Source organism: Limosilactobacillus albertensis (genome assembly GCF_014145555.1).
GTDB classification, from domain to species: Bacteria; Bacillota; Bacilli; order Lactobacillales; family Lactobacillaceae; genus Limosilactobacillus; species Limosilactobacillus albertensis.
This window is the reverse complement of record NZ_JACIVD010000069.1, coordinates 239,677-253,803: the sequence shown is the minus strand read 5'-3', so window position 1 is coordinate 253,803 and position 14,127 is coordinate 239,677. Positions and strand designations below refer to the sequence as shown.

At 37.2% G+C, this 14,127-nt stretch carries 13 protein-coding genes; 2 read left to right on the top strand and 11 right to left on the bottom strand.

Annotated elements, in window-relative coordinates; all coding sequences use genetic code 11:
- Nucleotides 1-81 precede the first annotated feature (81 nt).
- From H5S41_RS09840 to H5S41_RS09810, 7 genes are all read right to left on the bottom strand, one after another.
- Nucleotides 82-843, bottom strand: coding sequence for a LytR/AlgR family response regulator transcription factor (locus H5S41_RS09840; protein WP_182603173.1), 762 nt, complete (start codon nt 841-843; stop codon nt 82-84).
- Between the two features lie 7 nt (nt 844-850).
- Nucleotides 851-1,945: a GHKL domain-containing protein gene (locus H5S41_RS09835; RefSeq protein WP_231833081.1), complete on the bottom strand. Its 1,095-nt coding sequence runs from the start codon at nt 1,943-1,945 to the stop codon at nt 851-853.
- Nucleotides 1,946-2,154: 209 nt separating this feature from the next.
- On the bottom strand, nt 2,155-2,271 hold the full coding sequence (locus H5S41_RS12165; protein ID WP_182598400.1) for a bacteriocin: 117 nt from the start codon (nt 2,269-2,271) through the stop codon (nt 2,155-2,157).
- 19 nt (nt 2,272-2,290) lie between these two features.
- The gene (locus H5S41_RS09825; RefSeq protein WP_182598401.1) at nt 2,291-2,446 is read right to left on the bottom strand and encodes a hypothetical protein; all 156 of its coding nucleotides are present in this window, start codon (nt 2,444-2,446) and stop codon (nt 2,291-2,293) included.
- 123 nt (nt 2,447-2,569) lie between these two features.
- Nucleotides 2,570-3,964 carry a L,D-transpeptidase family protein gene (locus tag H5S41_RS09820; RefSeq protein WP_182603171.1) on the bottom strand — a complete coding sequence of 465 codons (1,395 nt, stop codon included), beginning with the start codon at nt 3,962-3,964 and terminating at the stop codon, nt 2,570-2,572.
- 104 nt (nt 3,965-4,068) lie between these two features.
- Nucleotides 4,069-5,979, bottom strand: a complete 1,911-nt coding sequence (locus H5S41_RS09815) for a phage tail tip lysozyme (RefSeq protein WP_182603170.1) — start codon at nt 5,977-5,979, stop codon at nt 4,069-4,071.
- Nucleotides 5,980-6,138: 159 nt separating this feature from the next.
- Entirely contained in the window at nt 6,139-6,789 is a 651-nt protein-coding gene (locus H5S41_RS09810; RefSeq protein ID WP_182603169.1) for a RodZ family helix-turn-helix domain-containing protein, read from the bottom strand.
- A 213-nt stretch (nt 6,790-7,002) separates the two neighbouring features.
- On the opposite strand from H5S41_RS09810, the gene H5S41_RS09805 reads away from it, so the two are divergent.
- Nucleotides 7,003-8,316 (top strand): Lreu_0056 family protein, encoded by a 1,314-nt coding sequence (locus H5S41_RS09805; protein ID WP_182603168.1) that lies wholly within the window; start codon nt 7,003-7,005, stop codon nt 8,314-8,316.
- Nucleotides 8,317-8,426: 110 nt separating this feature from the next.
- On the opposite strand, the gene H5S41_RS09800 is transcribed toward H5S41_RS09805, so the two are convergent.
- From H5S41_RS09800 to H5S41_RS09790, 3 genes are read right to left on the bottom strand one after another with little or no spacing between them, the layout of a single operon-like run.
- A complete protein-coding gene (locus H5S41_RS09800; RefSeq protein WP_182603167.1) occupies nt 8,427-9,662 on the bottom strand; it encodes an ABC transporter permease in 1,236 nt (411 codons plus the stop codon).
- On the bottom strand, nt 9,649-10,347 hold the full coding sequence (locus H5S41_RS09795) for an ABC transporter ATP-binding protein (RefSeq protein ID WP_182603166.1): 699 nt from the start codon (nt 10,345-10,347) through the stop codon (nt 9,649-9,651). Before H5S41_RS09795 ends, H5S41_RS09800 begins: the two co-directional genes overlap by 14 nt.
- 1 nt (nt 10,348) lies before the next feature.
- Nucleotides 10,349-11,431 (bottom strand): efflux RND transporter periplasmic adaptor subunit, encoded by a 1,083-nt coding sequence (locus H5S41_RS09790; protein ID WP_182603165.1) that lies wholly within the window; start codon nt 11,429-11,431, stop codon nt 10,349-10,351.
- 644 nt (nt 11,432-12,075) lie between these two features.
- On the opposite strand from H5S41_RS09790, the gene H5S41_RS09785 reads away from it, so the two are divergent.
- Nucleotides 12,076-13,512 (top strand): APC family permease, encoded by a 1,437-nt coding sequence (locus H5S41_RS09785; RefSeq protein WP_182603164.1) that lies wholly within the window; start codon nt 12,076-12,078, stop codon nt 13,510-13,512.
- Here the strand turns inward: H5S41_RS09785 and H5S41_RS09780 are convergent.
- The gene (locus H5S41_RS09780) at nt 13,489-14,034 is read right to left on the bottom strand and encodes a TetR/AcrR family transcriptional regulator (protein ID WP_182603163.1); all 546 of its coding nucleotides are present in this window, start codon (nt 14,032-14,034) and stop codon (nt 13,489-13,491) included. The two genes, H5S41_RS09785 and H5S41_RS09780, sit on opposite strands and share 24 nt — an antisense overlap.
- Between the last annotated feature and the right edge of the window lie 93 nt (nt 14,035-14,127).

The following is a 14,127-nucleotide window of genomic DNA, read 5'->3' as shown; positions in this document are numbered from 1 at the left end:
TCGTAAGCGTTGTCAATAAATTCTATAAAAGATAGATAGAGGTCCAAGTTTCGGTTTTACCGATCCTTAGACCTCTATTATTTACGCGTTTTCAAGAAAATTACTTAGCATTTTTACTTTACGGTAACTCACAGTAACTGTTAATTCCCGATCGCTACCAAAATAAACAAGCCGTTCTTTCTTGCTAAATTCCTGAACTGCTAAGGGATTTATTAACGTACTTTGATTTACCCTTAATAAACGATCGTCAGCTATTTTTCTTAATTCACCATGATATTCAATACGAATATTTTTACCCACAATTCGTAAACGACGGTTTTCATTTTTGACTGATTCAATATAGTATAGATCGTCAAAATTAACCTGCCTTTTAACACCACGTATCGGTTCATAAGTAAATTTATCTTGCTTTTTCTGACCACCATTTATATAGCTCTGGTACCGCAAATATGCTTCATCGATATCTTTCCGTAAACGGTCAGTAATCGAGGCAATATCCTTTCCCTTTGAAATATAATCAAGTGGCTCAATTCGTCTTGAAACAGTGTGCAGTAAATATTTTTTATAAGCTGTTACGAAGACTATTTCAGCAAATGCTGCTTTTTTACGGATGTGTTCCGCAACATCTATCCCACTAATATCACCATCTAATTCAATATCCAAGATTGCAAGATAATCTTCATTATCTACTTTTCTAATTACTTCTTGCGGATCAGCAGTTTGCAACCACACTTTCATATCGTAGCTATGTGGTGTTTCATTAATCATCCGTCGCTGGGTTACCAACTTCTCAACATAATCAGATTGATAATCATTATTCTCTAAAATAATTACTTTTAACATTTTATTCTCACTTTCCTTGAATAAAACAAGTCATAATAATTACCTTCTCCTTAACTTCTGCAGAAAATGAATAACGATCATCATTATCCACAAGTTGCGTAATATTTGATAAACCGATCCCTTGATGATTCTCCTTTTCTGAATGTTCAAATTTCATGGCCTTATTAAGGTCAAGTGTCTTTTCTAAAGAATTAGCAACCACTAATTCATAATTTTCTTCATCATGTCTTAGTAAAGCAACTTGGATATATGGCTTCTTTTGGTTTGAAGTAGCCTCAATCGCATTATCTAACAAAATACCAATAATTCGTGCCGTCTTTACTTCAGAACCAGGTAAACTGTCTATTTTCGCATTAACTTCAATTGCAAGCGGAATTTCTTGTTCAACTATTCTATAGGCTTTTTCTTTAATCAGATTGCGCAAACCTGAAATGTTTAACCTACTCAATGAATTGTCAATTTCCTCGTAGTTCTTACTATCAATATTAGTTTGTAAGAATGTCGATAACAACTGATTTGCTTTTTCATCATTATGATCACGAATATAACCTTGAACACTAAGAAGCATATTCTTCATATCATGCCGTTCGCGACGAAGATCTTCATATTGAGCGTTAACTTTTTGGGCAGTCGCTATTTGGTTTTGGTAGCTGTTTATTAATTGCTGTTGTCGTTGGGCTTTCGCATTACTACGAATAAAACTAACAAACCCTATTCCACCAACAAAAATGATTATGAGGTACATTATTAGCATCAATGGAGCATATTCATTAGCTATCCCATCTTTCTCAGCAACTACAGTTAACCAAATATATAGGAGAAAATAGATAGATGTTATCTTCCATAAGCGAACTGGGCGCGGGAAGTTAACTATAAACCATGTTAATCTTGGCCTAATTAATTTTATAACAATTATTCCAAATATAATTGTAACTAGCAAATCATTAAATGGAATTAACCATCCTAAAATAAATATATTTGACTTTCCTTGCAAAAATAAAGCATAAGTATAATGATCTACTAAGTCAAATAGTGACGACATTATAATACTAGTAATCATGGCAAGAATATTGTTTATAATTATATTAGTTTTATCTTTCACTCTATCAAATAACCATAATATTATTACTAAAAGCAATGAATATAAGGACCCTACCGTCAGAGGAATAGATACGATAACAAAAGCTGTTAATCCAATTACTATTATTTTCTTAAGAGACAATAAGTACAGCAGAAGATAGTAAATTATTAACGTTTCAAATATCTGTAAAAACTCAGAAACAAATGATTGGGCTACACTTAAAGTAATCATTATCTAAAATGTTTTTTTAAAACTGAAAACCAACTTCTATAAAAGTTGAGAGCACGTCCCCCACCATTAATTTTTGCTAGTTTTTCTTCTGAGATCTTTTTATATTTTTTTAGCATATAATATCACTTCTCCCAATTATTTAATTAAAATTCCAACAACATTTGCAACAATCAACATCCCAGTAAACACCATTAAATTCAACGGTCCAGCGTGCAAAATACAATACAGTAAAATTAATCCAATATAAAACAGATTAATAATTATTAGATTTTTCTTCGTTTCTAAGTTCATTAAAATACCCCTATTTTACAAACCCCTGAGATAAAGCAAAAGAAATAATAATTGTTATTACAAAACAAATTACCGCAATCATTATTGCGCGTTCAGCACTTGGACGCATGAATAAATTCTCCTTTAGTAGATAATTACAGGTTCGTTTTTCTGTAAATCATGGAATGCTTCTCCAGCAACATCTGGATGCATGTTGATGCATCCATGTGATCCCCCACCTTTAGCCATATATGCATGTTTCGACCAGTCATGTCGCCAGCTTGCATCGTGGAAACCACACCCACTATCGGTAAATGGTGACCAGTACTGTACCTTGCTGGCATACTTTGAGCCATCATCATTTAACCCTCGGAGAACAGACGGTGTCTGTTGATACATGATATACCAAACACCCTTAGGGGTTTCATTGCCTTTATTATTTGTCCCACTAACAATGTCAGTACTAAGAACACATTTACCATTTTTATAAAACCATGCATGTTGATCAGCTATTGAAACTTCAGCATAGGTATCACCAATCCCGTTATTAGACGTGGTATCATATCCTGTTCCATGCTGGTTATAACCTTTACCGTATATGTCACTCTTTGCATTTACCGTCTGTTTATTATCAACCAATGCATTAGCAAGGGTTTCACCAGCTTGCTTTTTACTAATCTTCCATCCATATGAGCCTGCATCTGTTGTCTTAATTACCGACCCATCATGAGTCTTAAACTCAAAGGATTTACCAAGAGTTGACTGCTTATTATTGATTTCATCAACCTTAGAATTAGCTGCAGCTGTATCAAAATAATATTTGCCATTTTGATATGTTGCTCTAGTAACTATGTCAGTACAATTTAGTCGATATTTTTTATCTTGCACTTGATATGTCACAGTTTGTTTTGATAACTGTTCAAGTTTGACTTTCTCATTTTGAACAGTTTTACTACTTGCCGAAAGCGGAGCTTTATAAATTGGTTTTAATCTAACTGTCCCACTAACAACTTCTTTTTCAAGCTTCTCATGCAATCCATCTACACTATACTGGGTTCCACCGACTGCTGGTCTGACCTGCACGCTACCATTCTCATATACTGCATAAGCATCTATTGGAGCTTTTCGACCATTATTTAGTTCATTCACCTTGCGACTAACTGCTTGATCAATCTGTGGAATCACATTTTGATTAAAGTCTTGAGGCTTCACTAAAATATTCTTTGATTTAGTCGATGGAAAGAATGTATATTGACTGCGTAATGCATTTTTTACTTTTTGTTCATCAGCTTTACTAAATTTCGCAACTGGTTGCTTTTCTGCATATACTAAATCACTATTTACATATATTTTTGGTGATCGCGGATTATCTTGTAACTTTTTCAAGGCTTGCTCAGCAGTTAAACCACCAACCGCCACATTATCGATACTAACATTTTTGTTAAAGTGACGATGCTGATGGATTGTCATGCAACCTACTACCAGCACTAACAAGCATAGTATGATTATTATTAGCCGTTTAATAGATAAATTACGCATAAAAGTACTCCAACTTAATAATTTAAACATAGAAATGCCCTACACACTACATCATTATAGCAGTAGGGTTTTCTATATTAAACTAGAAAAACAAACTTTTTTAATTATAAAACACGACGTGCAAAATTAGGCATCCAGTAGCGCATTGGTTGTTCTTTTACTGTTTGACCTGGTTGCGGAGCAAACAATGTATTTCCGTTACCTGTATAGATACCTACGTGGTATGCTCTTCCAGGATTACCCCAGAATAAAAGGTCGCCTGGTTGTAAATTATTCATACTAACACTGTAGCCACAGTTAGACTGTTGAGCTGCTGTTCGTGGTAAGTTTACTCCAGCTTGACGATAAACGTATTGAACAAGTCCAGAACAATCAAATGAATTAGGACCCGTTGCACCATATACATATGGCTTTCCAAGTTGCTGACGTGCTAACGAAATAATTTGCTCTGCTTTTGAGCCCTGAGTAGATGGAGTTTGAGATGGCGTACTTGGCACATTTGTACTCATACCATTAAACGAAAAATTATTTGAATCTGTTCCGAATGTTTGTCCAGTACTCAAATTCTTTATTGCGGCATAGCGACGTGCACCACTATAACTCATGTATGATACCCAAAGATAACCGTTAGCAACTACTTTGGAATCATATGTAAAACTCTGTCCACCACTGTATTGAGCCATCACAGCCGATGATGTGCTTGGTGCTTGGCGAATGTTCAACCCATAAGCAACTCTGAACGTTCCGCGTTGTTGCATAGTAGTTCCATCCGCTGGCGTGCTTGGCGTTGGAGCAGGAGTTGGGGTGCTTGGTACCGGATTGTTAAATGCAAAATTATTTGAATCTGTACCATAAGTTTGACCTGTACTTAAATTCTTTATTGCTACATAACGACGTGCACCACTATAACTCATATATGATACCCAAAGATAACCATTAGCTTCTACTTTGGAATCGTATGTAAAACTTTGTCCACCACTATATCTAGCCATTATAGCTGATGATGTATTTGGAGCTTGACGTACATTTAACCCATAAGCAGCTCTGAATGTTCCACGTTGTTGCATGGTACCATTTCCAGATGTTGAAGGTTGTGTAGGTTGTTCTACTGGTGCTGTAGCCCCACCATTGTTTTGGAAGTATTGATACCAGTATTGTGCTTGCTGACCCCGTGCAGGTTGATTACGATTAGCCGGACGTTCAAAATTATTAAGCCAGATCATTCCAAGATTATAAGCTGAATCATAACTATGCATATATTCATTTGCAGTCATTCTCGAATAACGAGATGGATAGTACTGTTGACCATGCGTCATTTGATATTGAATGTATGCACACTGTCCTTGTAAAGTCCGATAATCATATCCATTATTTCTACACCAACCTTGAACAGCTGATGCAGGCCATTGAGCTATTCCATATCCCGGGCCACCACCATATTGATGAAGATCTGGAATAAGTCCTGACTCAGACACAAAGTTACCCAGCATTCCAGCAATCGCATTTGTCGTCCACCCTTGATTTATAAAGTAATTATGGATATACGTCGCATTATTAACTTGTTGTTGTGTATAGTTTGTTGTATACAATGATGTAAATAATTGAGCGTATGACACTGGTGATTGAGATGCTGATGGATTAAATGTCTGGGTAGATTCAGCCTCATTTTCATAATTAGCTGGTTTTGCAAATGTAGCTGTTTCTGTAGTACTTAAATCATCATCTTGATTTACAGAACTACTATCCACGTCTGAAGTAGTACTTGTAGCAATAGCTGATGAATTTGGTACCTCATTTGCAACTTCTGTGCTTGTTGCCGCATTTTCTTCTGCTTGATTATTATCCGCTAATGCAACACTATTGCTTGGCACATTACTATTTTGTTGTGGTAGTGCTTGAACAGTTGTTGGCATCTGGTCTTGGCTAACAGTATCTGCGTTTGCATTTGTTACCGAGATAGCCATTAAAGCAATCGGGGCTGCCAAATAAATCCCTAAATGTTTATTAATTTTCATTATAAATAAACTCCCTTTTACTGAATTCAGTAAAAATTATATATATAAATCAAAATTTTGGATCAATTTGCAATATTCGTAGCATTTTTTGCAGAATTCGTTAATTTCAGTAAAAAAAGCAGATAGGATTTCTCTTATCTGCTCATTAAACATAGTTGATTATTTTACATTCGTAACCTGATACTGTCCATTACCATTTGCTTTGTAATAAACGGTTTTACCATTATATGTTACATAGTTATTGCCTTCCTTGGCACTCTTATAGAACTCTTCCGCGGATATATTGCTGTCAACTACTCCTGCTTTTTGGGCGGCGCGGTAGCTAAAGTTCATCCCATCTTGAACTGTCACAGGTTGTTGTGACCGTGCTGAGTGAGTATTCTTTTGTAATGCTGCTTGACGGTGAATTTGCTTTACCGTTGCTGCACCATTACTTTTACGGAAAGTTGAAGCAGTATTTTGATTTTGATTACTATTAGCAGCCACCGATTGAGTAGTACCTGCGTTATTATTGCTATTTTGTGCTGGCTGGGTAGTATCTGCGTTGTTTACTGGTGCTGATGAATTAGCGGATTCTCCATTATCATCCCCAGCAGTCGCATTATTACTATCTGCCTCATCAGATGAACTGTCTTTCTTTGCTTCCTTATGATGTTTCTTAGAGCTGCTTGTACTTAGCGTCTCAGTTTTTGTTGGTTTATCCGCTACTACATCCTTAGATGACGATGGGCGTAATAGCATGTAGCCTCCACATACTACGATAATTACAACTAATAATGAAACAATGATTAATTTACCCCTGTTTTTCATAGCTCAAATGCTCCTCAATAATTACTTTTATCCCTGTAGTATACCTAAATATTTGCTTTTATAGGTCAATTTGCAATATTCGTAGCTTTTTTTGCAGAATTCGTCGCATTTCGCTGAATATTTTACTAAAAAGTAAAGAAATAGTAAAGAAGCGTTTTCATCATAAAAAATGAGCGTATAATGACGATGATTAAATTTTTGGAGGGGTTTAACATGAAAAAAGTTAAACTATTTAGCGCTGCATTAGCCGTAGTTGCCGGATTATCATTTGCTGAAGCTAATGCCAATGCCGCTCAACGTAGTAACAATAATACAAACGACGTTAATGAAATTGGTTCACTTATTTATTCCAACGCTTACGGACAAAATTATGTTAATGATGCCCACAGTATTAGTGTCTTCAAAGATAGTAATGGACGTTATGGAATTGGCCAAGGGACCGCTGATAGTACTGCTTTCTTCAAAATTAACAATGATGGTACAGTTACAATATGGCAGATAAAGGGTGATCCTAATACGCCAACTTATAAGCAAGGCTATACTAAGAAGACCGTGCCAATTTCTAGTCTCCAAAAGTCCGAAAATCAGACTTCGACGCAAAAAGCCACGATTAACCACGCAATCTCATCAATCAAAAATAATCCATCAGCAACACCAACACAAAATAGTCAATCAAGCAACGCTAATTCTAATACTCACCAATTACTTCAAGATGGACAAGTAGTCGATGACTTAGGATTACAACTTTATAACCGTTACTATGGTACTGCTTATCAAAGTCCAAGCTTAAATGTTTTCAAAGACAGTAACGGACGAATGGGAATTGGTCGTGGAAGTTACGACAATACCATTTACTACAAAATCAATAGTGATGGTAAGACAATGACCGTTTGGCGACCAGTTTCTGGTGCTAATACTTCGGCCGCTAAGCAACAATACACAACTTCTACTGTTTCCCTGAGTTCACTCGGTTTTAACCCAGATGGTCAGCCTAGTTCACAAGCAAGTTCAAATAGTAGCAGTACAGCAAACCAAGCTAATGCTAGTTCTGCTTCCGCAAATAGCCAAGCAATGCAATCTAGCTCTGCCACTAAGACAAAGACTGCTGATCCTGCAATCACAAGTGCCCGTCCAACCGCTAAGGAAAATCAACAAGTTGCCAAAAACGCTAATAAGAAAGTCACTGTTCCTTCTTCCCAAGGCAAGGAAACTCTCTCTTACTACAAGATTGCTGCACTAGTTTATGCAAAAGCATATGGTGCTGACCGGCTTGGCAGTAACCAGGGATTACAATTGACTATGAACAAAAATCATTCCCGTTTTATTCTTGGTGAAGGAACTGCTGACAGTACCCTTCTTTTCCGTGTAAATCAAGGAAAGAAAACTGTAACAGTATGGACGCTCAACGATAGTGATCGAACAACTAATAAAAACACATACGAAATCAGTTCATTAGTCAACGAATTCTATGCTACTAACGACCAACAGACCCTTGTTAACGAGACTGCTCAATCATTGAAGAAATAATAAGATAAAAAAGATTATGATATACACAAATAGACCTCTAAGGCTCGGTAAAGCCGAACTCTAGAGGCCTATTTGCGTTTGCAAGGGCATGATGCTTCTGTCACGCTCTCTTATCTTAGGATATCAATTAAGTTCTTATTAGCTGCTTGCCGCGCTGGTAAAATTCCGAAAATTAAACCAACAGCAGCCGATGTTCCAAATGCCAATAAGAAAGCGTTAAGCGAGACGTGGGCGTGGATATGAATACCGCCGCCACCTATCGCGTTTGATAATAACGGTGCTAGTAAGTGAGCTAATCCAGCCCCGCAGAGAAAACCAAGCAATCCGCCAGTTAACGTTAGAATTACGGCCTCGACTAGGAACTGCATCATAATATTAAATGGCGTTGCTCCCACTGCCAATCGGATTCCGATTTCCTGTGTCCGTTCTGAAACTGAGATGTACATCATATTCATAACACCGATTCCGGCAATAAATAGTGAAATCGCCGCAATAAAACTAATAAATGTTGTGATTATACTCATTTGCGATGAGAATTGTTTCAACGCTTTTTCCATGTCTAAGTACTGATAGCTTCCTTGAGTCGCAGCTGAACTATTATTCTTTAAGTATTTAGCTACTTTTCGTGAAATTGCACTTGCATTAGCTCCCTGACTAAATGTCAGCTTAAGCGTATTCCCCTCTTTTGCACTATCGCCTTGATAATATAGCTTCTTAGGTAATAGCAGGTCAACACCATAGGAATTTTGATTTCCATCATCTGTAAATTGTTCCTGCGTTTTATATACTCCCGTGACCGTGTAAGTTACATTGTTCGCTGTTACCGTTGTTCCAATAGCATTTTGTGCTGATCCGTATTGCCGCATAGCAACCTTTTCACTCATTAACGCATTGGCTTCACCGAGTTCAAGCTCATTTTTAGTAAAATTCTTTCCCGCAATTAAGCTTACACTATGCGTTGGCTTTTTCAGCAAACTTAACGTTACAGTTTTGGTCGTATCACCGATATCAGCACGAGTTGAAAGATTGTCAGACTCTTGTTCTATTTCAGCTTTCTTAATCTCGCCACCGAATTGGGTATTAATATCCGTCAGTTGCTCTTGTGTAAAACCATTAATCGTCGAATTAACATTGTCTGGATTGTAGGCAATTTCAGTTGTTTGCTGACCTTGCTTAGCATTGTTACCAAACTTATCATACATTGTTTTAGTAATTCCATCCCCGATTCCAAGAATAGCAATTACCGCCGCAATTCCGATCATAATTCCAATAATGGTGAGGAAACTCCGCTTTTTATTTGCCTTTAAGGATTGGATAGCAGACTTAAATAGCTCAATCATTTGCATTTCGTTCACCATCCTTACTATCGCTAACCACGCGACCATCAATAATCTTAATTACTCGGTCACACTGTTCTGCTACATGCGGATCATGAGTCACCATAATAATCGTAGTTCCTTCTTCACGATTAAGGCGCTTAAAAAGATTCATAATTTCTTGACTAGTTTCTGTATCTAGGGCTCCCGTTGGTTCATCCGCAATCAAAAATTTAGGGTGTGTTGATATTGCCCGGGCAATAGATACTCGTTGCTGTTGCCCACCAGACATATTTTTAGGAAGTTGGTTCTCATAACCTACTAAACCAACTTGTTTAAGAACTTCCGAAACCCGTGAACCAATCTCTTTTCGGCGCTTACCAGCGTACAATAACGGTAATGCGACATTATCTGCAACTGTTGACTCCCGTAAAAGTTTAAAGTTTTGGAAAACGAAGCCGACATTTTGATTTCGCAAACTTGAGAATTGTTTTCGCGTATAGTCGTGGATCGGGTGATTTTGGTAAAAGTATGTCCCTTCAAAATCATCATCAAGAAAACCAATAATATTAATCAATGTTGACTTCCCTGATCCGGATTCACCAATGATCGCCACTAACTCACCCTGCTCAATACTAATATTAATATCATGAAGAACGTGAAACCGATGATCACCCTGCCGATAGTACTTATTGATGTTTTTTAGTGTGATCATATTAATCAACCTTCGCGTTATCTTTAAGCTTACTATTAGGGTTCGTCACAATTCGGTCACCTGCATCGACACCATCTGTCACAATATATGAACTATTAAATGCGTGACCGCTAACCTCGGTTTCTCGTACCCGATTATTTGCTCCGACAACAAAAACTTTGCCATGGCGAACAGCAGACTTAGGAATTTGAACCCCGTCTTGCTTAACCGAAGCTTTAGCAGTTTGTCCTGCCATAAACTTATTAGCGTTCACATTTGCAGTTACTTCATATTTAGTATTATTTCCAGAATTTTTAGTTGGAATTGTTGCAAGATAACTGACCTGGGTATCAGCAGTCCGTTTCGTTGCCAATGCCGTCACTTTAATATTTATGCTTTGGTGTAATTTGCTGTAATCATATTCTGAAACTTGACCAACGAACTGGAGGCTGTCTGAATAAAGCGTAACTACCGGCTCATTTTGTTTTGACTGGTCAACCGTGACATAACCAGCAAAAGGTGCTGTTAAGGTTTGATTGACTTTACTTGAAGCAGTATTAAGACGCTGCTGAGTTGATGCTACACTTGCTTGCGCATCAGCATAAGCATTTTGGGCCTCATTTAATTGGCTTTGAAGATCTGCATATCCTTCATCTCCACTGGTCATTCCATTGAGTTGCTGACGAAGGTTATTTACTGTCTGCTGCTGCGAATTCATTGTTCGCTGACTCTTACTAAGGTCCGCTTGAAGTTCAGCTACACTATCTTGCGTATTGTTATTATGCATAGTTAAAATGGCTTCACCTTGTGTTACATGATCCCCATCTTTAACATTTAAACTTTGTAAATTTCCCGAGGGTAGCGTTAATGTCTGTGTCTGAACTGGTTCAATTTTTCCAGTCAGATTAAAGTCTGTTTGTGATGTTAACTTTAAGACATTGTACTCTGTTTTCTCAGCCGCTTTTTGTGCATTATTATGACGTACTGCAATCACAATAAGCAACAAAATAATAACAACTCCGCCTATTACAATCCATCGGCGGCGACGGGTTGCAAATAGTCTCCGCAATCGTGGTTTCCGCTGGCTGTTTCTTTTCGCAGTCATGTGTGTATTCCTCCAAATAGTAACCATTTTATGGTTAGTTACTTATGTAAGTAAGTATATAAGTAACTAAATAAAATTGCAAGAACGTTTCTCTCATTTCATCGAGCTGTGGTTAGTCTGTAGCGATCCCAGCACAAAAGGGCAATTCCAATTAAGATCAATATTAATGGCGGCCATAAGGGAAATCTTTTAGTTAATAAAACTACTAGCCCAACTAACACTATAAAGCCGCCATGTACATACCAATACCTTCTATCAAGATTATCGATAAAATAAGTAAGCCCGAAAATTACGAACGACCAACCGAGGCCAATATCCTTAGCTAGCCAGTTTAACACGCCGATAATAATAAAGACCGTTCCAAAAATTATATTTCCTTTTTTACTCACTACAACCATCCTTAGATTAAATTTTTCTCATTATATCAAGCGGCCGTTCCTGAATACAAGGGTAAGACAGGGTTACATACTTAATTTATAAGTTCACATAACAGTAGCAAAGTTAGTATCTAAGGCCATTAACTAGAACTTAACTCGTCTTCTTCTACATTGTAATCCATACAATTAATATCTTGTATGGATTATACAACCAAGCCTAGAATGAAATTAAATCTTAATGAAATTTAATTATTTAAGGAGAATGTTATGAAATGGTGGAAGCAAATTTGGTATAAACAACGCCCCGAAATATATTTGGAGAAGGATCGTCACTTAACTCCTTCACTTAATTTATGGGACCTTCTTGGATTAGGCATCGGTATGGTTGTCGGAACAGCCATTTTCACCTTACCTGGAATTGTAGCGGCAAGACATGCTGGGCCCGCGGTTTCAATTTCCTTTTTGCTTGGTGCACTTGGTGCTGGATTAGCAGCATTGATCTATGCCGAAAACGCTTCGGTATTGCCGTTTGCTGGTTCGGCTTTTTCGTGGGTAAGTATATTATTCGGTGAACTTGCCGGTTGGTTATGTGGCTGGGCGCTATTAGCTGAGTACTTTATTTCTGTATCTTTTGTTGCGTCCGGATGGTCAGCATATATGCAGGGATTTCTAGCTAGTTTTAATATTTATTTACCCAAATCAATTACATCAGGAATCGATCTTCACGGCCATTTTGGTGTTGATATATTTACCATTGCAGTAATTATCGGAACTTCAGCCTTACTTACTATGGGACTGAAAAAGGCTAGTCGAGTAGAAAATACTTTAGTTATTTTGAAGGTTGTAGTAATTATCATTTTTATTGCTGTTGGATTAACAGCAATTCATCCAGCAAACTATGTTCCTTTTATTCCACAACATCGGATTGGGACGGACTTTGGCGGCTGGCAAGGAGTATTGGCTGGTACCTCACAGCTGTTCCTTGTATATGTCGGATTTGATGCAATTGCGTCTAGCACAGCCGAAACGGTTAATCCACAAAAGACAATGCCACGTGGTATTTTAGGAACCCTGATTCTTGGTACAGTGCTATTTGTAGCAGTATCACTTGTTTTGACGGGAATGTTTAAATATTCTATTTATTCTGGCAATGCAGAGCCAGCAGCCTTTGCTTTGCGAAAAACTCATCACTTTTTTGTAGCTAATTTATTATCATTAGTGGCTATTTTAGGTATGATTTCTGGATTAATCGGAATGCTCGTAGCATCATCACGCTTAATTTATTCCTTTAGTCGTGATGGCTTTCTACCGGCAAGACTTAAAAAGCTCGACTCGAATGGGACTCCCCGAGTAGCACTATGGGGTGTCACAATCGCTGCGGCAATTCTCGGTGGAGTTCTTCCATTTGATTTTCTGTCAAACCTTGTTTCTGCTGGGACCTTGATTGCCTTTATCGTTGTCTCCTTAGCGATGTATCAGCTTCGAAAACGAGAAGGCAAAGACTTACCAGCTCCTAAGTTTAAAGTACCTGGATATCCTATTCTGCCTGCACTTTCAGCAATAGTTTCTGCGATTATTTTTTGGAAATTGAATATTGGTGCAAAATTCTTGATGCTTGGGTGGCTTGCATTAGGATTAATCATTTACTTTACTTACGGAATTCATCACGTTAATAAAGAGTTAGAGATAAAGGGCCATGAGTAATTGGACAACGTTTGATACAGAAAGTTGGTTTGGTATGTCAAGCCATTTCAAAATCAGAGCAATACTACCCTGAGTAAAGAAAGTATATTTAAGTTCACATTCAAAATCACTCAAATCTTCATTTTCTTTACGGAAAATCTTAAAAGTGACTTCTTTGATTGAAATAAAAGCTCTAGAAACTCTTTTATCAGCTTGGAGATTATTAAGGCAAATGCGGGCAACGGTTTTATGACGTTGAATAGTCTTTAGCATCTGTTCTAAATTTTCTTCAAGATTAGGACTTCGTTCGTTTAGTTTAATTGTAGCTGTTAAATCGGTAATAAAGGACTGACTTAACTTTTCTAGTAGATCGTAAACGTCTTGATAATGAGAATAAAATGTGCCGCGATTAACGTTAGCACGCTTAGTGATTTCTGTTACTGTCACTTGAGATACGGGTTTTTCTTGTAAAAGTTCAAGAAAATTTTTAGCTAGGATCGTTTGAGTTTCAAGTGAGCGTTTATTGTTTACTTTATTGGTCATTACTGATTTTCCTTATTATTTTATTTCAACAATCCAACAGAAATTGTTGATTGAGTGGATATAAATCCTATTTTATACTATTTAGTGTTTATG